This is a genomic window from Saccharopolyspora sp. NPDC050642, from assembly GCF_040654735.1.
Lineage (GTDB): Bacteria > Actinomycetota > Actinomycetes > Mycobacteriales > Pseudonocardiaceae > Saccharopolyspora > Saccharopolyspora elongata.
Window position 1 is genome coordinate 272,589 of the sequence record NZ_JBFAIN010000004.1, and the last position, 19,641, is coordinate 292,229.

The following is a 19,641-nucleotide window of genomic DNA, read 5'->3' on the forward strand; positions in this document are numbered from 1 at the left end:
GTCAGAGAAGTCCCGCCTGCCGGAAGGCTGCCTCGACGGTCTGCTCCATCAGCAGCGAGATCGTCATCGGCCCCACTCCGCCCGGGACTGGGGTGAGCAGTCCCGCCCGGTTACCGGCCTCGTCGAACGCCACGTCCCCGACGTTGCCTTCGTTGTAACCCGCATCGACCACGACCGCGCCGGGTTTGAGCCACTCGCCCCGCACGAACTCCGGCTTTCCCACCGCGGCGACGACGATGTCCGCGGTCCGCACGATGGACGCCAGATCGCCGGTCTTCGAATGGCAGACCGTGACGGTGGCACCGCGCGCCAGCAACAACATGGCCATCGGCTTCCCCAGGATGGGACTGCGCCCGATCACGACGGCATGCTTGCCACTCGGATCCACGCTGTAGGCGCCGAGGAGACGCATGATCCCCGCCGGCGTGCACGAAGCGAAGCCGTCCCGGCCGAACGCCATCGCGGCGAACGACGACGAGCCGACGCCGTCGACGTCCTTGCCGACCGGGATGGCGTCGAACGCCGCGCGCTCGTCGATGTGCCCGGGAACCGGGTGCTGGAGCAGAATCCCGTGCACAGCAGGATCATCGGCCAACTCGGTGATCGCGGCGACCAACGCTTCCGTCGTGGTGGAAGCCGGAAGGGGAACGTGCCGCGACTCGATGCCGAGCTTCGCGCACCGGTTCCGCTTCATCCGCACGTAAGTAGCCGATGCCGGGTCATCGCCGACCAGAACTGTCGCCAGGCAAGGCTTTTCGCCCGTCTGCTGCTCGAATCGCGCTGCGCGCTCGGCGGCGCGAGCCATGATCTCGCGTGCCGGTTCGGTACCGGACATCAGGGGGACATCAAGGGTTTCGGCCACGTTCGCTCCTCGGGCGTCGGTCTTCCGATGGCACCCAGGCGCGCGGCTGCGAGCCGACGACCAGCCGACCCGGGCCGTTCCCCGGTGGTGCTCCACCCGAACGCCAGTCACGACCCGCCCCCAGTTTAGAGGTGATTGGAGAATGGGTGTGTGGGCCGTGGCCGCCTGGGCGCAGGCGCCGATTTCGCGCGAAATCGCCCATCGGTCGCCTTCGGATGGGCATTCCCGGAGCTCTCTGAAACGACTCCTCAGCCCCTGGTCTTGCGGATGACGGTGGGCCGCGCAGCGCGGGAGAGCAGATAGCGAAGGGTGCAGCGGTGGACGAGAATCAGCGTGGGCCAGAGGATTCGAGCGGCCCTGCGCTGGTGCTCGACGAAGGTCGCCAGAACGATCGAGGAGGATTGCGCGCGCAACACCAGGTTCGCCCGCAATCCGAGCTTCCAGAAGACCTCCAGGCGAATCCAGTCCGGGTGGTTCTCGCCGATCTGCCAACCCAGGACGTGCGCTGGGGATCCCGACGGGCCGAGTTGCGCTCCGAACAGCGACCAGCCGGTCCGGAGGAAGGCGCGGACGAGCGCCGGGGCCGATTCGAAAACCTCCCGGATCCAGCGTTCGGCGTCCCGAGGAACCTCCTCGCCGGTCTCGACGGCGAACGCGTCCTGGTAGTCGGGGTTCAGCAGTGAGGCGCGCGATCTGACGTCGATGGGGACGGCGATCGCCTTCACCCTGCCGCTCGCTGTTTCGGTACCGGTCACCGCACCCGCCTTACTAGACACATGTCTCGTAACGAGAAGAGCGTACGACCCGTACGAGACACGCGTCAATTAATGTTTCCGGCATGGGAGCACGACGACGACTGCCACCGGACCAGCGCCGCGGCGAGCTGCTCGATATCGGCGCGCAACTGTTCGCGACGCGGCCCTACGACGACGTGCTGATGGAGGAGGTAGCGGAGCTGGCCGGGATTTCCCGGGCCAACCTGTACCGCTACTTCGCGAGCAAACGAGACCTGTTCGCCGCGATCTACCAGCGCGCGGCCGACGAACTGCTGGACGCGGCGAAGGTCGACCCTGCCCGCCCGATGGCCGAACAGGTGTCGGCCGGCCTGGACGCGCACATCGACTACTTCGTCGCGAACCGGCAGACCGTGCTGGCCGCGAACCGGACGCTGTCGGGCGACCCGGTGATCCAGGCGATCATCGCCGACGAGATGGGACAGCTCCGGCAACGCATCCTCAATTCGGCCGAACTCGACGGCCTGAGCCGCGAGGTCGCATCGGCAGCGCTGCACGCGTGGCTGGTGTTCGTCCGCACGATCTGCGTGGAATGGCTGGCCAACGAGGCGTTCTCCCGCGCAGAACTGCGGGATACGTGCCTCGGCGCGCTGCAGGGCGCGTTGAGTTCGGCCGCTGCAGCACGTCGAGGCTGATCAAGAGAAGGCGGAACGGTCACCGCAGCCAGCGGTATCCGCGCGACCTCGGTGGTCGTGTACGGGGCGATCGCTCCGAAATCGCCTTGCCCGCCCGGGCTTTTGCAACGCCCGTCGAGTGTGAGAGCCAGGTTCGCGGTCACCTTGCGGTCGGTTGAGCCCAGTCCCCACGCACGCGAAAGGGGAGCCGGCCGAATCGGCCGACTCCCCTTCCAGCAGCACCTTCACGCCTTGGCTTCAGATGCCCGATGTTGTGCTATTCGCGATGAATCCCGGCCTCAGCTGCAGCCGGAGGTCGAACCGCAGCCCTCGCAGAGGTAGCAGGAGCCCGACGGACGCATCTTGGTGCCGCAGGTCATGCACAGCGGCGCGTCCGCGGCCTTGCCCAGGCGCAGCTCCAGCAGCTCGGTCGAGCTGCCCGCCCGCTGCTCCTCGGCCTTCGACTCCGCGGACTTCTTCGAGTAGTCCACAGTGGAACGCATCGTGTCCAGCTCGACGGCCGCGTCCTGCCCGGCCGGCGCCACATCGGTGCCGTTGACCTGCGCCTCCCGCTCGTCGACGGTGAAGACGCCCAGCTGGGCCCGCTTCTCGTAGGGCAGGTAGTCCAGCGCGAGCCGGCGGAACAGGTAGTCCAGCACGCTGCTGGCCATCCGGATGTCCGGGTCGTCGGTCATCCCGGCCGGCTCGAAGCGCAGGTTCTGGAACTTCGAGACGTAGAACTCCAGCGGGATGCCGTACTGCAGACCCACCGAGATCGACATCGAGAAGGCGTCCATGACACCGGCCAGCGTCGAACCCTGCTTGCCCAGCTTGACGAAGATCTCGCCCAGCCCGTCGTCCGGGTACGAACCGGCGTGCAGGTAGCCCTCGGCGCCGCCGACGGTGAACGACACCGTCTGGCTCGGGCGCTTCTTCGGCAGGCGCTTGCGGACCGGGCGGTACTCGATCTGCTTCTCGACCGCCTTCTCCGACTCGCCCTTGTCGCCCTTGCCCGCCGACAGCGGCTGGCCGACCTTGCAGTTGTCGCGGTAGATCGCGAGCGCCTTCAGGCCCAGCTTCCAGCCCTCGAAGTACAGCTGCTCGACCTCTTCGATGGTCGCCGACTCCGGCATGTTCACCGTCTTGGAGATCGCGCCGGAGATGAACGGCTGCACCGCGGCCATCATCCGCACGTGGCCCATCGGCGCGATCGAGCGCTCGCCCATCGCGCAGTCGAAGACCTCGTAGTGCTCCTGCCGCAGGCCCGGCGCGTCGACCACGTGGCCGTGCTCGGCGATGTACTCGACGATGGCCTCGATCTGCTCGTCCTGGTAGCTCAGCGCCTGCAGCGCGCGCGGCACCGTCTGGTTGACGATCTGCATGGAGCCGCCGCCGACCAGCTTCTTGAACTTGACCAGCGCCAGGTCCGGCTCGATGCCGGTGGTGTCGCAGTCCATCATCAGGCCGATGGTCCCGGTCGGGGCCAGCACGGAGGCCTGCGCGTTGCGCCAGCCGTTGCGGGCGCCGACCTCCAGGCCCTCCTGCCACACCTTCGTCGCCAGCTTGTGCACGGCGGCGTCGTTGCGGTGGTAGGTGCGGACCAGGTCGTTGGCCGCCGCGTGCTTGCGCATCACGCGCTGGTGAGCCTCGGCGTTGCGGGCGTAACCGTCGTACGGGCCGACCACGCCGGCCAGCTCCGCCGACCGCTTGTACGCGGTGCCGGTCATCAGCGAGGTGATCGCCGCCGCCAGCGCGCGGCCGCCGTCGGAGTCGTAGGCGTGGCCGGTCGCCATCAGCAGCGCGCCCAGGTTGGCGTAGCCGATGCCCAGCTGCCGGAACTTGCGGGTGGTGTCGCCGATCGCCTCGGTCGGGAAGTCCGCGAAGCAGATCGAGATGTCCATCGCGGTGATGACGAACTCGACGGCCTTCTCGAACAGCTCGGCGTCGAAGGTCAGGTCATCGCGCAGGAACTTCAGCAGGTTCAGCGAGGCCAGGTTGCAGCTGGAGTTGTCCAGGTGCATGTATTCCGAGCACGGGTTGGACGCGGTGATCCGGCCCGTCTCCGGCGAGGTGTGCCAGTCGTTGATCGTGTCGTCGTACTGGATGCCCGGGTCCGCGCAGTCCCAGGCGGCCTTCGCCATCTTGTGGAACAGGTCGCGGGCCTGCACCGTGTCCAGCACCTCGCCGGTCATCCGGGCCCGCAGGCCGAACCGGCCGTCGCTCTCCACCGCGCGCATGAACTCGTCGGAGACGCGCACCGAGTTGTTGGCGTTCTGGTACTGCACCGAGTTGGAGTCCGCGCCGCCGAGGTCCATGTCGAAACCGGCGTCGCGCAGCGCGCGGATCTTGTGCTCCTCGCGCGCCTTGGTCTCGATGAACTCCTCGATGTCCGGGTGGTCGACGTCCAGGACCACCATCTTCGCCGCGCGGCGGGTCGCACCGCCGGACTTGATGGTGCCCGCGGACGCGTCCGCGCCGCGCATGAACGACACCGGGCCGGACGCGGTGCCGCCGGAGGACAGCAGCTCCCGCGAGGAGCGGATGCGGGACAGGTTCAGGCCAGCGCCCGAACCGCCCTTGAAGATCAGGCCCTCTTCCTTGTACCAGTCGAGGATCGACTCCATCGTGTCGTCGACGGACAGGATGAAGCAGGCCGACACCTGCTGCCGGGAGTTCGTGCCGACGTTGAACCACACCGGCGAGTTGAAGCTGAACACCTGGTGCATGAGCATCCAGGTCAGCTCGTGCTCGAAGATCTCGGCGTCGGCGTCGGTCGCGAAGTAACCGTGCTCGACGCCCGCCGCGACGTAGGTCAGCACGACGCGGTCGATGAGCTGCCGGAGGCTGCTCTCCCGCTCGTCGCTGCCCACCGCGCCGCGGAAGTACTTGCTGGTGACGATGTTGACGGCGTTCAGCGACCAGAAGTCGGGGAACTCGACCCCGCGCTGTTCGAAGTTGACCGACCCGTCCCGCCAGTTGGTCATCACCACATCGCGGCGCTCCCACTTGACCTCGTCGTAGGGGTGCACCCCCTCCGTGGTGTAGACGCGCTGCACCCGGATGCCCTCGCGGGCACCTGTTGCCGACTCCCCCGATGCGCCGGCCGGGCTACCGACGGTCTCTGTCATGACCTGACCCTCTTCCTTCTTGATCGCGCGCGTGTCGCTCGCTCGTCGTGCTTCGTCGGCCCCGTCCGGGCTCCCCGTCCGGTTCGGTCGTGCCTCAATCCTCAGCGGCGCCCCACCCTGGGCCGCCGGCTGACGCTTTGCGTTTCCGCCCCCTCGGCGGGGCGTCCGCCGACGCGGCTTACTCACGGCCGGTCTCCGCGTTCTGCTCCGCACCGGCCTGCGCGGCGCGGCGCGCCGCGCGCAGGTCGGCGATCTCCTTCTCGAAGTCCTCCACCGAGGAGTACGCCCGGTACACGCTCGCGAACCGCAGGTAGGCGACCTCGTCCAGTTCCCGCAGCGGCCCCAGGATCGCCAGCCCCACCTCGTGGCTGGGCAGCTCGGAGACCCCGAGGGACCGGACCGTGTCCTCCACCTGGTGCGCGAGCTGCTGCAGCGCGTCCTCTTCGACGGGGCGCCCCTGGCAGGCGCGCCGCACGCCGCGGACCACTTTCTCGCGGCTGAAGGGCTCGGTGACGCCGGAACGCTTGACCACCGAAAGCACCAGCTCCTCGATGGTCGTGAACCGCCGACCACACGTCGAGCACGATCGCCTGCGCCGGATCGCCTGGCCTTCCTCGACCTCGCGCGAATCGACGACCCGGGAGTCCTCGCCGCGACAGAACGGGCACCGCACCGGCCCTCACCCCCCTTCCCCAGCTTGGCCGCGACCACACCTCGGCGACCGTCGACCAACTCACCGTCCGTGGGCGCTCGAACACCCTACAAGCCCAACCTATGGACTAAATACACGGACGTAACTACTAGATGTTGTGGTCGACTCTAATCCGCGGCGTACCGCGACGCAAACTCGACACGCCCTTCCGGCACGCCCGGTCGACGTCGATCGACACCGACCGCGAGAACCCGCTGGTCGCCGCCGAAGCCGCGGCCTCGGACCCCCGGACGCCGGGCCGCCACCGGCCGGCATCACACCGACTCCCACCCGACGACGCCCGGCAGTCGATCGATCACCGGTCGGCGCCACCCCCGGCACCGGCCCAGACACCGATCAATCGCCGACCGGGACCACCAGCAGGCGACCTGCCTCGAGGGCGGCCTCGTCCAGCCCGTTGAGCTCGACGATCTTCGCGACCACGGCGCGCGGGTCGCTGTCCGGCGCCACCCGGCCCGCGATCCCCCACAACGTGTCCCCGGCGTGCACTTCGACGACCGCGTTGCCGCCCGCCACCGGCGCGTCGCCGAGCCCGAAGAACCCCACCAGCATGACAATGAGGAAAGTGAAGATCGCCACCGAGGTCAGCCAAAGCCACTCGCCGCTCCGGCGAGCCCGGCCGCACGCCGCGACGGACTCCTCGGCCGGCGCATCCGGCGCGCGGAAGACGATGCGACCGGGCGCCCGACGGGCGCCGTGGCGCGGTCGCGGCGCCGCGACCGACTCGCCCACCTGCCGCCGGTCGGCGACCTCCCGCTCGGCAGGACGCGCCCGCCTCGCCGCATCGATGAACGTGGTCATGACGCCTCCCGCACCTGAATTCATGATCGAATGAATGTTCGATCGAACCTGCGTGCGATTGTGTACCACGAGCACACCGCAAGGCGAGACTTAAGGCCCAAAATTAACTCGAACAGGTGTTTGATCTCTGGGTTTCTCGCGTCTACTGTGGAAATCGGGCGGACCGACACTCCCCCCGCGATCAGCACCGCAGTTCACACGGAGCAGTTCACACGGACAGGAGGCAGCGGTGGCGAGGAATGCGACCGGCTCGATCAAGGGCCGCGTACAGGACGTCAAGGACGACGACTCCCGGGCCGACGTGCACACCCTGCCCGAGCAGCCCAGCGGGACCGACGAGCTCAGCGACCGCCAGCTGAAGGTGCTGGAGGCCATTAGGAAGTGGATGCGCGAGCACGGGTATCCGCCAAGCGTCCGCGAGATCGGCGACGCCGTCGGGCTCACCTCGACGTCCTCGGTGGCGTACCAGCTCCGCGTGCTGGAGCGAAAGGGCTACCTGCGCCGAGATCCGCACCGACCACGCACCGTCGGCGTGCTCGTCGGCGGCGAGCCCGACTCCCCCGAGATGGCCGGGCAGGCCAAGCCCGCGTACGTGCCGGTGGTGGGCCGGATCGCGGCCGGTGGCCCGATCCTGGCGGAGGAGTCCATCGAGGACGTCTTCCCGCTGCCGAAGGAGATCGTCGGCGACGGCACGCTCTTCCTGCTCAAGGTCGTCGGTGACTCGATGGTGGACCTCGCCATCACCGACGGTGACTGGGTCGCCGTGCGCCAGCAGCCCGACGCGGACAACGGCGACGTCGTGGCCGCGATGATCGACGGCGAAGCGACCGTGAAGACGTTCAAGCGAACCGACGACCACGTGTGGCTGATGCCGCACAACCCGGCTTACGAGCCGATCCTCGGCGATGACGCGGCGATCCTGGGCAAGGTCGTCGCGGTGCTGCGACGCCTCTGAGCTTCAGGCCAACCGGCGCCCCCGCCGGACGCTCGCTGCGGGATTCCCTGGCTCGACATGAGCCGAGAATCCCGCAGCGGCGACGGCGAGTGCACTCTGGTGGCCACCTCGCAATTGATGGAAGCGCCCGTGAAGGCCGCTCGGGTCGGCGGTTCTAGCGGGTGCGGCGGCGCATCCGACGGGTCACGAAGATGAGCAGTCCGGACAGCGCGGCCGCGAGGAGCAGGGCCTGCCCCGTGGACATCCCGGTACCGCCCGGGGCGGCTGGCGGCTGGGCCTGGTCCGCGTGGCCGCCCGGCGGCGGAGCCGCAGTGTCTTCGCCCTGCGCACCGGACGTTCGCGCGGCCGCCGCGACTCCGGGGATGTGGCGGACCGGCTGGTTTCCTTCGGACCCGGACAGCAACGCACCGTCCGGTTCCCAAGCGATCGCCTCGCCCTGCTGCTCGTTCGGCAACGGGATGCGCAGCGGTTCGCGCTGGAACGCCGCGACCAGGTCGCCGTCCGGCGCGTTGTACACGTACGCCTCGGTGTAGGTGCGGATGGCGACCAGCGTGCCGTCGTGGCTCACGGACCCGCCCGTTACCAGCACCGAACCGAACGCACCGCGCACCGGACCGCCCGGGGTTTGGGTGGAGCGCAGCGAGATCGAACCGACCCGCTCCAGCGGCACGGTGCGGTCCGCCGCCAAGGGAGCGCTCGGGCGGTATACCCCGGCAGTACCGAGCGGTTCCTTCGTGACGATGTGCGGCACGCCGGCCCGGTCGAGCAGCAGCGCTTCCGCGTCATGCGGCCCGTCCGGGTAGGTGAGGTGGTACAGCGTCGCACCGCCGCCCGGCGGCATCACGTGCAATCCGATGTTGTCCCGGCGGCGGCGGTTGTCCCCGGTGTCGGCCAGCCAGAGCGATCCGTCGGGCCCCAGCGCGAGGTCTTCGACGTCGTACGGATCGTTGGAGGCCGTCCGGACTCCGCGGACCGAGCAGTCGGCCGGGTCGAGCACGAACACCCGCAGCGAGCTGCCGCCATCGCTGATGGCGTACCAGGCGGAACCGTCCGACGCGAGGCCGGACAGCTCGGCTAGGCGCTTGTCCCCGACACGGCACTTCTCGACCGGTGCGAGCGGTTGCTCAGCGGCGGCGGCCGGAACCACGCCCGACGCCACCGACAGCAGCAGCGCGGCGGCGGCCGCACCACCCGCACCGGCAGTGCTCACCCGATTCCCACGAACGGCTGGAGCGCGCTGGCCAGGTCCGGCCGGACCTTCGCGCGGATCCTGGTGCCCTCCGGGGTGTGCTCCTCGTCGACCACTTCGCCGTCCGCGTGCACCCGCGCCACGAGTTCGCCGCGGGTGTACGGCACCAGCGCGTCGACGAAGACGTCCGGTCGGGGCAGCCGCTCGGCGATGGACTCGCGCAGCTCCTCGATGCCCTTGCCGCTTCGCGCGGAGACGAACACCGCGGCGGGCAACAGCCGCCGAAGCTCGGCCATCCGGGTGGCGTCGACCGAGTCGATCTTGTTTACGACCAGCAGTTCCGGCGGCATCGCCGTCTCGTGGTCCTCGGAGATCTCGTTCAGCACCTCGCGCACCGCGGCGACCTGCTCGTGCGGCGAGGCCTCGGAGCCGTCCACGACGTGCACCAGCAGGTCCGCGCCGCCGACCTCTTCGAGGGTCGAGCGGAACGCCTCGACCAGCTGGTGCGGCAGGTGCCGGACGAAACCGACCGTGTCGGTCAGCGTGTATTCGCGGCCGTCCGGCGTGCCCGCCCTGCGGGTCGTCGGGTCCAGGGTGGCGAACAGCGCGTCCTCCACCAGCACCCCGGCGCCCGTCAACGCGTTGAGCAGGCTGGACTTCCCGGCGTTGGTGTAGCCGGCGATGGCCACGCTGGGGACCTCGTTGGATTCGCGCCGACCGCGCTTGGTGCCGCGCACCGTGCGCATGGCGGCGAGTTCCTTGCGGAGCTTGGCGATGCGCTTGTGGATGCGCCGCCGGTCGGTCTCCAGCTTGGTCTCACCGGGACCGCGGGTGCCGACGCCGCCGTTCGCCCCGGCCCGGCCACCGGCCTGCCGGGACATCGCCTCACCCCAACCGCGCAGGCGCGGCAGGAAGTACTGGAGCTGCGCGAGCTCGACTTGCGCCTTGCCCTCCTTGGACCGGGCGTGCTGGGCGAAGATGTCCAGGATCAGGGCGGTCCGGTCGACCACCTTGACCTTGAGCTTCTCCTCCAGCTGCCGCAGCTGGCCGGGCGAGAGCTCACCGTCGCAGATGACGGTGTCCGCCCCGGTCGCGACGACGATGTCGCGCAGCTCGCGCACCTTGCCGGAGCCGACGTAGGTGCCGGGGTCCGGGCGGTCGCGACGCTGGATGATGCCTTCCAGCACCTGCGAGCCTGCGGTCTCGGCGAGCCGCGCGAGCTCGTCCAGCGACGCGTCGGCGTGCGCCGCGTCGCCGTCGGTCCAGACTCCGACCAGCACCACGCGTTCCAGGCGGAGCTGGCGGTATTCGACCTCGGTGATGTCCGCGAGCTCGGTGGACAGCCCGGCGATCCGCCGCAGCGACGCACGGTCTGCGCGCTCCATCTCGCCCGTGGACGGTTCCGCAGTGAGGATGGGGTCGTATTCGTCGGGTTCGACCGCGTCGCGGTCGGGCTCGGCGGACCAGGTCAGGGAATTTTTCATATCGAAACCATTGTCCCACGGTCCGCGACCGATTTTCACGTGTCGCGCCCGCCATTACCCGTTTGCACTGTTGTGACGCCCACCTTACGGCCGCTGCCACCAGGTGGGATCGAGGTTCCCGCGGGCCACCAGCACGGCGGGGCCGGTGAGCGTGGAGGTCGTCGCGGTGACCTCCACCTCGACGGTACCGCCCGGGACGTGGACCACCCGGCGCCCGGTTTCTGCCCCGGCCGCGCGCAGGGCCGCGACCGTGGCGGCGACCGTGCCGGTGCCGCAGGAGCGGGTTTCGCCGACCCCGCGCTCGTGCACGCGCATCTGGATGTGGTCGCCCTCGAGCGGCCGGACGAACTCGACGTTCACGCCGTGCGGGAAGAGGTGGTGGTCGTGCGGCGGCGCCGTCTTCAGGTCGAGCTCGGCGAGGTCCACGTCGCCCACGCAGGCCAGGTGCGGGTTGCCGACGTCCACCGCGACCCCCGCGAAGGAGTGGCCGAAGGCGCTGGTGGTGGACTCGCCGAAGACCTTGGCCGGGCCCATGTCGACCGTGACCCGGCCGTCGTCGTGGATCCGGACCGGTCGAACGCCCGCACGCGTGCCCACCGGCAGCTCACCGGGGGCGGCCAGACCGGCGTCGACGAGGTAGCGGGCGAACACCCGCACGCCGTTGCCGCACATCTCGGCGATCGAGCCGTCGGCGTTGCGGTAATCCATGAACCACACGTCGGCTGGCACGTCGGCTGGGGCGTCCTCCAGCGCACCGGCGCGGATCACCCGCAGGACACCGTCCGCACCCAGTCCTCGGTGCGGGTCGCACAGCGCCTGGACCCGCTCGTCGGTGAGGGCCAGCTCGCCGTCCGGGTCGGGCAGGATGACGAAGTCGTTCTGGGTGCCGTGGCCCTTGACGAACTCGGGGCCCTGGGAGGAATGCACGGGGCCAGTCTACTTTCGCCCGGACGGCTCTTGACGCTCAGCCGTGCCCGAGGTCAGCAGCGCTCGGACGTCGGTGGCCAGGGTCGGGACGGCGGCGTCGAACCAGTGGATCCGCCCGTCCCGGCGGAACCAGGAGCGCTGCCGCCGGACGAAGCGGCGGGTGAGCTTCGCGGTCTCGGCCGCAGCGGCGGCCATGTCGCCCTCCCCGTCGAGCTCGGCGATCACCTGCTGGTAGCCGAGCGCGCGGCTGGCGGTGCGGCCTCGCCGGAGTCCGAGCATTTCCAGCTGCCGGACCTCGTCGACCAGCCCGGCGTCGAACATGCTGGTGACCCGCCGGTCGACGCGGTCGTCCAGGTCCTCGACCGGGCGGTCCAGGCCGATCAGCACCGCGCCGTAGCGGGGCGGTCCGGGCTTGGGCAGGTTCGCCGAGAACGGCCGGCCGGTGATCTCGATGACCTCCAGCGCCCGGACGATGCGGCGACCGTTGCTGGTCAGGATGGCTTCCGCGGCCACCGGGTCGAGCTCCCGCAGCCGCCGGTGCAGCTCGTCCGGGCCGACCCGCGCCAGCTCCTGCTCGTACTTGTCCCGCACCTCGGCGTCCGTGCCGGGGAACGACAGGTCGTCGACGACAGCCTGCACGTAGAGGCCGGAGCCGCCCACCAGCACCGGCGTCCGGCCGCGGGCGAGGACGTCTTCGACGGCGCTGCGCGCCTGCTCCTGGTAGGCCGCGACGGAGGCGGTCTCGGTGACGTCGAGGACGTCCAGCAGGTGGTGCGGGATGCCGCGGCGCTCCGCCTGCGGCAGCTTGGCCGTGCCGATGTCCATCCCGCGGTAGAGCTGCATGGCGTCGGCGTTGATCACCTCGCCGTCGAACGCCACGGCGAGCTCGATGCCGAGGTCCGACTTGCCGGTGGCGGTGGGACCGACGATCGCCACCAGATGCGAAAGGGACTGCACCCCTCGACCTTAGAAGCGCCTGCCCGGCCTTCCGCACAGCGGTCCGCCCGGCCACGGACCGGGGCCGTGAGTGTTTCGGGGCGCTATGGCACCCCAAAGCGCTCACAGCTGGTGACCAGCGGCAACACCCGTTCAGGCCGTGCGGGTCCAGGTCGCCACGTGGTAGGTGACGCCGAACGGGGTGGCCGAGTACAGCAGTTCGCCGCGCCAGGTTCCGCCGGTGGCCGCGACGATGCCGGGCAGGACCTGGAGCGCGGCACGGCCCGCGACGCCCAGCTCCGCGCACAGCTCCGGCTCCAGCGCGAGCAGCGCGTCCGTGTCCACATCCGCCAGCGCGGCGCGGATCTGCTCGTCGACCGGCTTGGCGCGCTCGTCCGGCGGGTACGGCGAACGCTCGTCGGAGCGGTTGGTGCCGTCGGCTAGCACCAGGAGGCCGACGTCCTCCGCCGCCAGCTCGGTGCCGAGCCGTTGGCATTCGTCGGGGGGTGTGTCCGGCGCCAGCAGGTGCGTCGTCACCGAGCGCGCTCCGGCTTGCTCGCGCAACAGGCCGGCGATCAGCGCAGGCAGCGGCAGCCGCGGATCCGGGGTACCGGCGCCGCCGAGCGTCACCTGGACGTCGACGCCGAAGCCCGCGAACGTGCCCGCCGCGTCCGGCCCGAGCACCACCGGTCCCGACTGATCTACGCCAAGGGCCACCCATTCGGCGGCAGATTCAGTCAGACTGGACACGGCGCGCAGACAGGCGCCCCGCAGGCGAGCGGTTTCCGGGTCGGCCCGCACGGTCAGTTCGGGAACCAGCAACGGCGGGTAGGGCACCACAGCGACACGGGTGATCACACCCGTGCACGGTAGAGGTCACGGGCGAGTTGACTGGAGCAGGGAGTCGCAACCGGCGGCAGGACACGGCGCGGGTTTCCCGCCCCCTGCCCGCTGCGACCGAACAGGTGCCTGATGACAATGAACCCGTGCAGGTCACGCGCCCGGCCCGGTCACCACGTCGCGCGGCGCGCCGATCCATCGGCGAACCGATTCCGCGACGGAGTACCGATTCGCGCCCTGACCTGTTTGAATGCGCCAGCGGAGGCCGGACCACCGAACGGTTCGGGTCGACGCTTGCTGGGCCCCGCCGATGCGGGGCGCCCGTGCCGGACACGGGCATCGGAGCGGGCACGCAAGGAGGAAGCCGGCCATGACGCACCAGGACACGACCCCCGAGGCAGTCGCCAACAAGGCGGCCGCGGACTCGACCACCAGCACCACCGGGTCACCCACGGCTGCGCCGGCGGTACCGACCGCTTCCGCAGATCCCACCAAGTGGGGACGGGTGGACGCCGATGGCACGGTGTACGTCCGCACCCCCGACGGTGAGCGCGCGATCGGTTCCTGGCAAGCCGGTGATGCGGCCGAGGGCCTGGCCCTCTACGCGCGCAAGTTCGACGACCTGCTCACCGAGGTCGAACTGCTGGAGACCCGGCTGGGCACCCACGCCGGCGAGCCGAAGCACACCCTGACCAGCGCGAAGCACCTGCACGAGTCGCTGGCCGAAGCCGCGGTGATCGGCGACCTGGCGGCGTTGGCCACCCGGATCGAGCACCTGCTGGCGCGTGCCGAGCAGGCCGTCGAGGGCGCGAAGCACGAGAAGGAACGCGCCCGGGCGGACGCGATCGCGCGCAAGGAGGCGCTGGTCGTCGAGGCCGAGGAGATCGCCACCGAATCCACGCACTGGAAGAGCGCCGGTGACCGGCTGCGCCAGATCCTCGACGAGTGGAAGAAGATCCGCGGCGTCGACCGCAAGACCGACGAGCAGCTGTGGCGCCGGTTCTCGAAGGCGCGGGACGCCTTCAGCCGCCGCCGGGGCTCGCACTTCGCCGAGCTCGACCGGCAGCGCGCGGCGTCCAAGGCGCACAAGCAGGAGCTGGTCGACGAAGCCGAATCGCTGACCGAGTCCACCGACTGGGGCGAGACCGCCAACCGCTACAAGCAGCTGATGGCCGACTGGAAGGCCGCCGGGCGCGCCCCGAAGGACAGCGACGAGGCGCTGTGGCAGCGCTTCCGCGCCGCGCAGGACCGGTTCTTCAGCCGCCGCTCGGAGGCGTTCTCCGAACGCGACGCCGAATTCGCCGCGAACGCCAAGCTGAAAGAAGAGCTGCTCGTCGAGGCCGACCAGATCGATCCGTCCGCCGACCTCAAGTCCGCGCAGGCCCACCTGCAGCGGATCCAGGAGCGTTGGGACGAGATCGGCAAGGTGCCGCGGGAGCGGATGCGGGAGCTGGAAGGCAAGCTGCGCACGGTCGCCGACCGGGTGCGGTCGGCAGCCGACGCGCAGTGGCGGCGCACCGACCCGGAGGCGCAGGCCCGCGTCGACCAGTTCCGCGACCGGGTGGAGCAGTTCGAGGCGCAGGCCGAGAAGGCCCGCACAGCAGGCGACGAACGCCGTGCGAAGCAGGCGGAGGCGCAGGCCGCGCAGTGGCGCGAGTGGCTGGAGGCTGCGGAGCAGGCGATCGCCAGCCGGTAGGCATTTCGCTCGCGCCGTCAGGCGGGCGGCGCGAGCAGCCTCGCCCGGAGGGCGTCGAGGTCGGCGTCGGCGCAGCCGCCGGCGCGCAGGTGCTGCTCGGCGTCGAAGGCGTCGAGCGCCGAGTGCAGGGCCTCGTGCTTGGTGGTGCCGTGTTCGGCGAGCGCTTCGTCGATGAACGGTTCCTGGTCGGGCTTGCCGAGCCGGTGGAACATCGGTCGCAGCCGGTCGTGGCTGAGCTGGTGGTCGGCGACGATGTCGTCGGCCGCCACCCCCGCGAACGCGAGCAGCACCAGCGCGATGATCCCGGTGCGGTCGCGGCCCGCGGTGCAGTGCACGAGCACCCCGCCGGGTTCGGCGTGCGCGATCGCGCTGACGACCTTGGCCGTGCGGTCCGGGAAGCGGTCGAGGAACGGCCGGTAGTACAGCGGCGTGCCGTGCAGCCGGTTGCCCCAGATCCCCCAGAACTCGGTGTCGTGCACCGGGTTCAGCGGCATCTTCAGGCTGTTCAGCCCCGGTGGCCTCGCCGCGGTCTCGGGCAACGACTCGCCGTCGTCGGTCAGGTCTACGACGGTGCGGACGCCGTGCTCCCACAGCTGCGCCCAGCCCGCTTCGGTCAGGTACGCCGGGCTGGCGGAGCGCACGACCGCGCCCCGGCGGATCTTGCTACCCGCCGCGGCGGGTAGCCCGCCGAGATCGCGGATGTTGTAGCCGCCGTCCCAGGCGAGGTCTCGTGACATGCCGCCGAGGCTACGAGCCCGATCCGACGATCACCGAGGTACCTGGCCGGGAACCTCGGTGGAATCCCGATTCCGCCTGAAATCGGGAGGTCAGTCGCGGGACCAGACGATCCGCATCCACTGGACCGCCAGGATCGCCATGCAGGCCACCGCGAGCAGCAGGCCGATCGACGGGCTCTCCACGCCGCTGGTCTGACGCGACCAGATCGCGATCACGCCCTCGAAGGTCACCACCACGCCGGCGAGCCCGGCCAGGAACGCGACGATCCACCGCCGGGTGATCAGCGCCAGGGCGCCCAGCCCGATCCCGACGATCGTCGAGTTGACCGCGAACAGCCTCGGCAGCAGGCCGACCTTGAGCGCCGGGTCGGCCTGCCCCATCAGCACCTGCCAGCCCGCGGCACCGCCGGCCCACGGCAGCAGCGAGCACAGGACGAGCACGAGCATCACCGACGCGATCACCAGCGCGCGCGAGCCGGGGTCGATGCGGCGCAGGACCTCGCGCTCCGACTTGGTCAGCTCGCGGCGCGACTCGTCCGCACCTTCCGGCTTGCTCAACACGCACATCCCTGCTGTTCGGCGGGCTGCGGCGGCGGGGTTCCGAACGACGGCAGCCCGAGGCTGACTCCGGAGGTCTTGGGCCGCACGCCCGCCTCCCAGTGGTCGCCGGCGGTGGTTCGCCGGTGTCCGGTGATGTCCGCGTCCGCGACCAGGTGGTGCGGTGCGGCGCGGGTGATCGTGGTGTGCACGACGTCGCCGGGCCGGACCTCGCCGTCGATGGCGCCGGTCGGCGTGAAGTGCACCAGGCGCCCGTCGCGGGCCCGGCCGGAGAGCCGGTGGGTCTCCGCGTCCTTGCGGCCCTCGCCCTCGGCGACCAGCAGTTCCACCGGGCGGCCGACCAGCTTCTTGTTCTCGTCCCAGGAGATCTCGTTCTGCAGCTCGATCAGCCGGTCGTAGCGCTGCTGCACGACCTCCTTCGGCAGCTGGTCGGGCATGTCCGCGGCGGGCGTGCCCGGCCGCTTGGAGTACTGGAAGGTGAACGCGCTGGAGAACCGCGCCTGCCGCACGACCTCCAGCGTCTGCTCGAAGTCCTCCTCGGTCTCGCCGGGGAAGCCCACGATGATGTCGGTGGTGATCGCCGCGTCCGGCATCGCCTCGCGCACGTTCCGCACGATGTTCAGGTACCGCTCGGAGCGGTAGGAGCGGCGCATCGCCTTGAGGACCCGGTCCGAGCCGGACTGCAGCGGCATGTGCAGCTGGGGGCACACGTTCGGCGTCTCAGCCATCGCCTCGATCACGTCGTCGGTGAAGTCGCGCGGGTGCGGCGAGGTGAAGCGGACCCGCTCCAGCCCCTCGATCTCCCCGCAGGAGCGCAGCAGCTTGCCGAATGCGAAGCGGTCCCCGAACTCGACGCCGTAGGCGTTGACGTTCTGGCCCAGCAGCGTCACTTCGAGCACGCCTTCGGACACCAGGGCCTGCACCTCGGCCAGGATCTCGCCGGGGCGGCGGTCCTTCTCCTTGCCGCGCAGCGCGGGCACGATGCAGAACGTGCAGGTGTTGTTGCAGCCGACCGAGACCGACACCCAGCCCGAGTAGGCCGACTCGCGGCGCGCGGGCAGCGTGGACGGGAAGACGTCCAGCGACTCGAGGATCTCGACCTCGGCCTCGTGGTTGTGCCGGGCGCGCTCCAGCAGGGTCGGCAGCGAGCCGAGGTTGTGCGTGCCGAACACGACGTCCACCCACGGGGCCCGCTTGACGATCGTGTCGCGGTCCTTCTGCGCCAGGCAGCCGCCGACGGCGATCTGCATGTCCGGGTTGCGGTCCTTGGCTGGCCGCATGTGACCGAGCGTGCCGTAGAGGCGGTTGTCGGCGTTCTCGCGGACCGCGCAGGTGTTGAACACGACCACGTCAGCCGCATCTGAATCCGCGCGCACGTACCCGGCGTCCTCCAGCATGCCGGCGAGCCGCTCGGAGTCGTGCACGTTCATCTGGCAGCCGAAGGTTCGGATCTCGTAGGTCCTCGTGCTCACCGTTCCACGGTAGCGCCTGGTCAGATCGCAGATTCACCCGCCCGGCGGCCTCGGCGCGCGCGACGCGGTTACTGCAAGTGAGGTACCAGGCACGACTGGCGACTTCGGAGCGTAACCGAGTTGCAATCTCACCTGGCCCGTTCTGTCTGGACTATCCCCCAGCAGAGGCTTAAGTTTCGGCCAACGAATCCAATTCCGATGCGTTCAGGAGAACGAATGGCCGCAGCTTCCACGGACTCCCCGATGATCCGGATGTCCGCGGTCGACAAGTACTTCGGTTCCTTGCACGTGCTGCGGGCGATCGATCTCGAGGTGCCTCGAGGGCAGGTCGTCGTGGTGCTCGGGCCGTCGGGCTCGGGCAAGTCGACGCTGTGCCGCGCGATCAACCGACTGGAACCGATCAATTCCGGCCGCATCGAGATCGACGGGGTTCCGCTGCCCGCCGAGGGCCGCGCCCTGGCCGAACTGCGCGCCGACGTCGGCATGGTGTTCCAGCAGTTCAACCTCTTCGCCCACAAGACGATCCTGGAGAACGTCACGCTGGGTCCGATCAAGGTGCGCAAGCAGGCCAAGGACGCCGCCCGGGAAACCGCCATGGAGCTGCTGGAGCGCGTCGGCATCGCCAACCAGGCCGACAAGTACCCGGCGCAGCTCTCCGGTGGGCAGCAGCAGCGCGCGGCGATCGCCCGCGCGCTGGCGATGAAGCCGAAGGTGATGCTGTTCGACGAGCCGACCTCGGCGCTGGACCCGGAGATGGTCAACGAGGTCCTGGAGGTCATGACCGGCCTCGCCGCCGAGGGCATGACGATGGTGGTCGTCACCCACGAGATGGGTTTCGCGCGCCGCGCCGCGCACCGCGTGCTCTTCATGGCCGACGGCGAGGTCGTCGAGGACGCCAAGCCGGAGTCGTTCTTCGGCGCGCCGAAGAGCGACCGCGCCAAGGACTTCCTCGGCAAGATCCTCACCCACTGACCGACCACTGCACAGAGAGGCAGCGAGACGAAATGCGAGCCAAGAAAATGCGGCTGGTGACGGTGCTGGCGGCGTCGCTGGCGCTGGCGCTGACCGGTTGCGGGCGTGAAGGCGGTCCCGGCGGGGGCGAACCGCAGGTCCAGCAGGACGTCGCCCAGAACGTGCAGGTCCAGGGCTCTCCGACGTTCGATCGGATGAAGCAGAAGGGCCGCGTCACGATCGGCGTCAAGGAGGACCAGCCAGGCCTGGGCTTCCGCGACCCGGTCACCAACCAGTACTCCGGTTTCGACATCGAGGTCGCCCGGCTGATCGCCGCGCAGCTCGGGTTCGACCCGAACACGCAGATCGACTACAAGCCGATCCCGTCCACCGCGCGCGAGCAGGCGATCTCCACCGGTGAGGTCGACTACTACGTCGGCACCTACACGATCAACGACAAGCGCAAGGAGCAGATCAGCTTCGCCGGGCCGTACTTCATGGCCGGGCAGGACCTGCTGGTCCGCGCGGACAACACCGACATCACCGGCAAGGAGTCGATCAAGGGCAAGAAGGTCTGCTCCGCGACCGGCTCGACGCCGATCCAGCGGGTCAAGCAGGACCAGCTCACCGAGCCGCAGAACATCGTCGAGTTCCAGCGCTACTCGGAGTGCGTGCAGCAGCTGCTCGACCGCCAGGTCGAGGCGGTCACCACGGACGACGCCATCCTCAAGGGCTACGCCGCGCAGGACCCGGACAAGCTGAAGGTCGTCGGCAAGCCGTTCTCCGAGGAGCCCTACGGCGTCGGCCTCGCGCACGACGACAGCGCCCTGCGCAACAAGATCAACGACATCCTGGAGCAGGCCGCGACCAACGGCGAGTGGAAGCGCGTCTACGACGCCACCCTCGGCAAGTCCGGCTCGCCCGCCGAGCCGCCCAAGGTGGACCGCTACTGATCCCGTCATCGGATGCCCAGGGCCGGACCGCG

At 70.0% G+C, this 19,641-nt stretch carries 18 protein-coding genes; 5 read left to right on the forward strand and 13 right to left on the reverse strand.

Annotation, left to right across the window (positions count from 1 at the left end; translation table 11 throughout):
• Nucleotide 1: 1 nt before the first annotated feature.
• Together AB0H93_RS09825 and AB0H93_RS09830 are read right to left on the reverse strand one after the other, a co-directional pair.
• Nucleotides 2-862: a bifunctional 5,10-methylenetetrahydrofolate dehydrogenase/5,10-methenyltetrahydrofolate cyclohydrolase gene (locus AB0H93_RS09825; RefSeq protein ID WP_358570171.1), complete on the reverse strand. Its 861-nt coding sequence runs from the start codon at nt 860-862 to the stop codon at nt 2-4.
• A 248-nt stretch (nt 863-1,110) separates the two neighbouring features.
• Nucleotides 1,111-1,617 (reverse strand): hypothetical protein, encoded by a 507-nt coding sequence (locus AB0H93_RS09830; protein WP_358570174.1) that lies wholly within the window; start codon nt 1,615-1,617, stop codon nt 1,111-1,113.
• Nucleotides 1,618-1,700: 83 nt separating this feature from the next.
• On the opposite strand from AB0H93_RS09830, the gene AB0H93_RS09835 reads away from it, so the two are divergent.
• Nucleotides 1,701-2,291 carry a TetR/AcrR family transcriptional regulator gene (locus tag AB0H93_RS09835; RefSeq protein WP_358570177.1) on the forward strand — a complete coding sequence of 197 codons (591 nt, stop codon included), beginning with the start codon at nt 1,701-1,703 and terminating at the stop codon, nt 2,289-2,291.
• 278 nt (nt 2,292-2,569) lie between these two features.
• Here the strand turns inward: AB0H93_RS09835 and AB0H93_RS09840 are convergent, their stop codons facing one another.
• The 3 genes from AB0H93_RS09840 to AB0H93_RS09850 all read right to left on the reverse strand — a co-directional run bounded on the left by AB0H93_RS09840 (nt 2,570) and on the right by AB0H93_RS09850 (nt 6,911).
• Nucleotides 2,570-5,398 carry a vitamin B12-dependent ribonucleotide reductase gene (locus AB0H93_RS09840; RefSeq protein ID WP_358570180.1) on the reverse strand — a complete coding sequence of 943 codons (2,829 nt, stop codon included), beginning with the start codon at nt 5,396-5,398 and terminating at the stop codon, nt 2,570-2,572.
• Nucleotides 5,399-5,576: 178 nt separating this feature from the next.
• The gene (gene nrdR, locus AB0H93_RS09845; protein ID WP_132482893.1) at nt 5,577-6,071 is read right to left on the reverse strand and encodes a transcriptional regulator NrdR; all 495 of its coding nucleotides are present in this window, start codon (nt 6,069-6,071) and stop codon (nt 5,577-5,579) included.
• 375 nt (nt 6,072-6,446) lie between these two features.
• Nucleotides 6,447-6,911, reverse strand: coding sequence for a LysM peptidoglycan-binding domain-containing protein (locus tag AB0H93_RS09850; protein WP_358570184.1), 465 nt, complete (start codon nt 6,909-6,911; stop codon nt 6,447-6,449).
• A 229-nt stretch (nt 6,912-7,140) separates the two neighbouring features.
• Here AB0H93_RS09850 and lexA point away from each other — a divergent pair, with 229 nt between their 5' ends.
• The gene (lexA, locus tag AB0H93_RS09855) at nt 7,141-7,866 is read left to right on the forward strand and encodes a transcriptional repressor LexA (RefSeq protein WP_358570187.1); all 726 of its coding nucleotides are present in this window, start codon (nt 7,141-7,143) and stop codon (nt 7,864-7,866) included.
• Nucleotides 7,867-8,020: 154 nt separating this feature from the next.
• Here the strand turns inward: lexA and AB0H93_RS09860 are convergent, their stop codons facing one another.
• From AB0H93_RS09860 to AB0H93_RS09880, 5 genes are all read right to left on the reverse strand, one after another.
• Nucleotides 8,021-9,076 carry a hypothetical protein gene (locus AB0H93_RS09860; RefSeq protein WP_358570190.1) on the reverse strand — a complete coding sequence of 352 codons (1,056 nt, stop codon included), beginning with the start codon at nt 9,074-9,076 and terminating at the stop codon, nt 8,021-8,023.
• Nucleotides 9,073-10,440, reverse strand: a complete 1,368-nt coding sequence (hflX, locus tag AB0H93_RS09865; RefSeq protein WP_358570565.1) for a GTPase HflX — start codon at nt 10,438-10,440, stop codon at nt 9,073-9,075. The genes AB0H93_RS09860 and hflX overlap by 4 nt, the downstream gene beginning before the upstream one ends.
• A gap of 183 nt (nt 10,441-10,623) precedes the next feature.
• A complete protein-coding gene (gene dapF, locus AB0H93_RS09870; RefSeq protein ID WP_358570193.1) occupies nt 10,624-11,466 on the reverse strand; it encodes a diaminopimelate epimerase in 843 nt (280 codons plus the stop codon).
• 9 nt (nt 11,467-11,475) lie between these two features.
• Nucleotides 11,476-12,423 (reverse strand): tRNA (adenosine(37)-N6)-dimethylallyltransferase MiaA, encoded by a 948-nt coding sequence (gene miaA, locus AB0H93_RS09875; protein ID WP_358570196.1) that lies wholly within the window; start codon nt 12,421-12,423, stop codon nt 11,476-11,478.
• Between the two features lie 132 nt (nt 12,424-12,555).
• On the reverse strand, nt 12,556-13,260 hold the full coding sequence (locus tag AB0H93_RS09880; protein ID WP_358570199.1) for a class III extradiol dioxygenase subunit B-like domain-containing protein: 705 nt from the start codon (nt 13,258-13,260) through the stop codon (nt 12,556-12,558).
• 352 nt (nt 13,261-13,612) lie between these two features.
• Here AB0H93_RS09880 and AB0H93_RS09885 point away from each other — a divergent pair, with 352 nt between their 5' ends.
• Nucleotides 13,613-14,938 carry a DUF349 domain-containing protein gene (locus AB0H93_RS09885; RefSeq protein WP_358570202.1) on the forward strand — a complete coding sequence of 442 codons (1,326 nt, stop codon included), beginning with the start codon at nt 13,613-13,615 and terminating at the stop codon, nt 14,936-14,938.
• Between the two features lie 17 nt (nt 14,939-14,955).
• Here AB0H93_RS09885 and AB0H93_RS09890 read toward each other — a convergent pair whose 3' ends face one another.
• From AB0H93_RS09890 to miaB, 3 genes are all read right to left on the reverse strand, one after another.
• Entirely contained in the window at nt 14,956-15,675 is a 720-nt protein-coding gene (locus AB0H93_RS09890; RefSeq protein ID WP_358570205.1) for a tyrosine-protein phosphatase, read from the reverse strand.
• 90 nt (nt 15,676-15,765) lie between these two features.
• On the reverse strand, nt 15,766-16,242 hold the full coding sequence (locus AB0H93_RS09895) for a hypothetical protein (RefSeq protein WP_358570208.1): 477 nt from the start codon (nt 16,240-16,242) through the stop codon (nt 15,766-15,768).
• A complete protein-coding gene (gene miaB, locus AB0H93_RS09900; protein WP_358570211.1) occupies nt 16,230-17,705 on the reverse strand; it encodes a tRNA (N6-isopentenyl adenosine(37)-C2)-methylthiotransferase MiaB in 1,476 nt (491 codons plus the stop codon). The genes AB0H93_RS09895 and miaB overlap by 13 nt, the downstream gene beginning before the upstream one ends.
• 243 nt (nt 17,706-17,948) lie before the next feature.
• On the opposite strand from miaB, the gene AB0H93_RS09905 reads away from it, so the two are divergent.
• Both AB0H93_RS09905 and AB0H93_RS09910 read left to right on the forward strand, forming a co-directional pair.
• Complete coding sequence (locus AB0H93_RS09905; RefSeq protein ID WP_358570568.1) at nt 17,949-18,677, forward strand: amino acid ABC transporter ATP-binding protein; 729 nt, start codon at nt 17,949-17,951, stop codon at nt 18,675-18,677.
• A gap of 32 nt (nt 18,678-18,709) precedes the next feature.
• Nucleotides 18,710-19,609 (forward strand): glutamate ABC transporter substrate-binding protein, encoded by a 900-nt coding sequence (locus AB0H93_RS09910; protein WP_358570214.1) that lies wholly within the window; start codon nt 18,710-18,712, stop codon nt 19,607-19,609.
• Nucleotides 19,610-19,641 lie beyond the last annotated feature (32 nt).

Bases quoted from the DNA above. Each gene is read 5' to 3' on its own strand.
- hflX (WP_358570565.1), bottom strand. From the start codon at position 10,440: ATGGAGCGCGCAGACCGTGCGTCGCTGCGGCGGATCGCCGGGCTGTCC.
- AB0H93_RS09905 (WP_358570568.1), top strand. From the start codon at position 17,949: ATGATCCGGATGTCCGCGGTCGACAAGTACTTCGGTTCCTTGCACGTG.
- AB0H93_RS09885 (WP_358570202.1), top strand. From the start codon at position 13,613: ATGACGCACCAGGACACGACCCCCGAGGCAGTCGCCAACAAGGCGGCC.
- AB0H93_RS09840 (WP_358570180.1), bottom strand. From the start codon at position 5,398: ATGACAGAGACCGTCGGTAGCCCGGCCGGCGCATCGGGGGAGTCGGCA.
- AB0H93_RS09890 (WP_358570205.1), bottom strand. From the start codon at position 15,675: ATGTCACGAGACCTCGCCTGGGACGGCGGCTACAACATCCGCGATCTC.
- AB0H93_RS09835 (WP_358570177.1), top strand. From the start codon at position 1,701: ATGGGAGCACGACGACGACTGCCACCGGACCAGCGCCGCGGCGAGCTG.
- AB0H93_RS09850 (WP_358570184.1), bottom strand. From the start codon at position 6,911: ATGACCACGTTCATCGATGCGGCGAGGCGGGCGCGTCCTGCCGAGCGG.
- AB0H93_RS09910 (WP_358570214.1), top strand. From the start codon at position 18,710: ATGCGAGCCAAGAAAATGCGGCTGGTGACGGTGCTGGCGGCGTCGCTG.
- AB0H93_RS09895 (WP_358570208.1), bottom strand. From the start codon at position 16,242: ATGTGCGTGTTGAGCAAGCCGGAAGGTGCGGACGAGTCGCGCCGCGAG.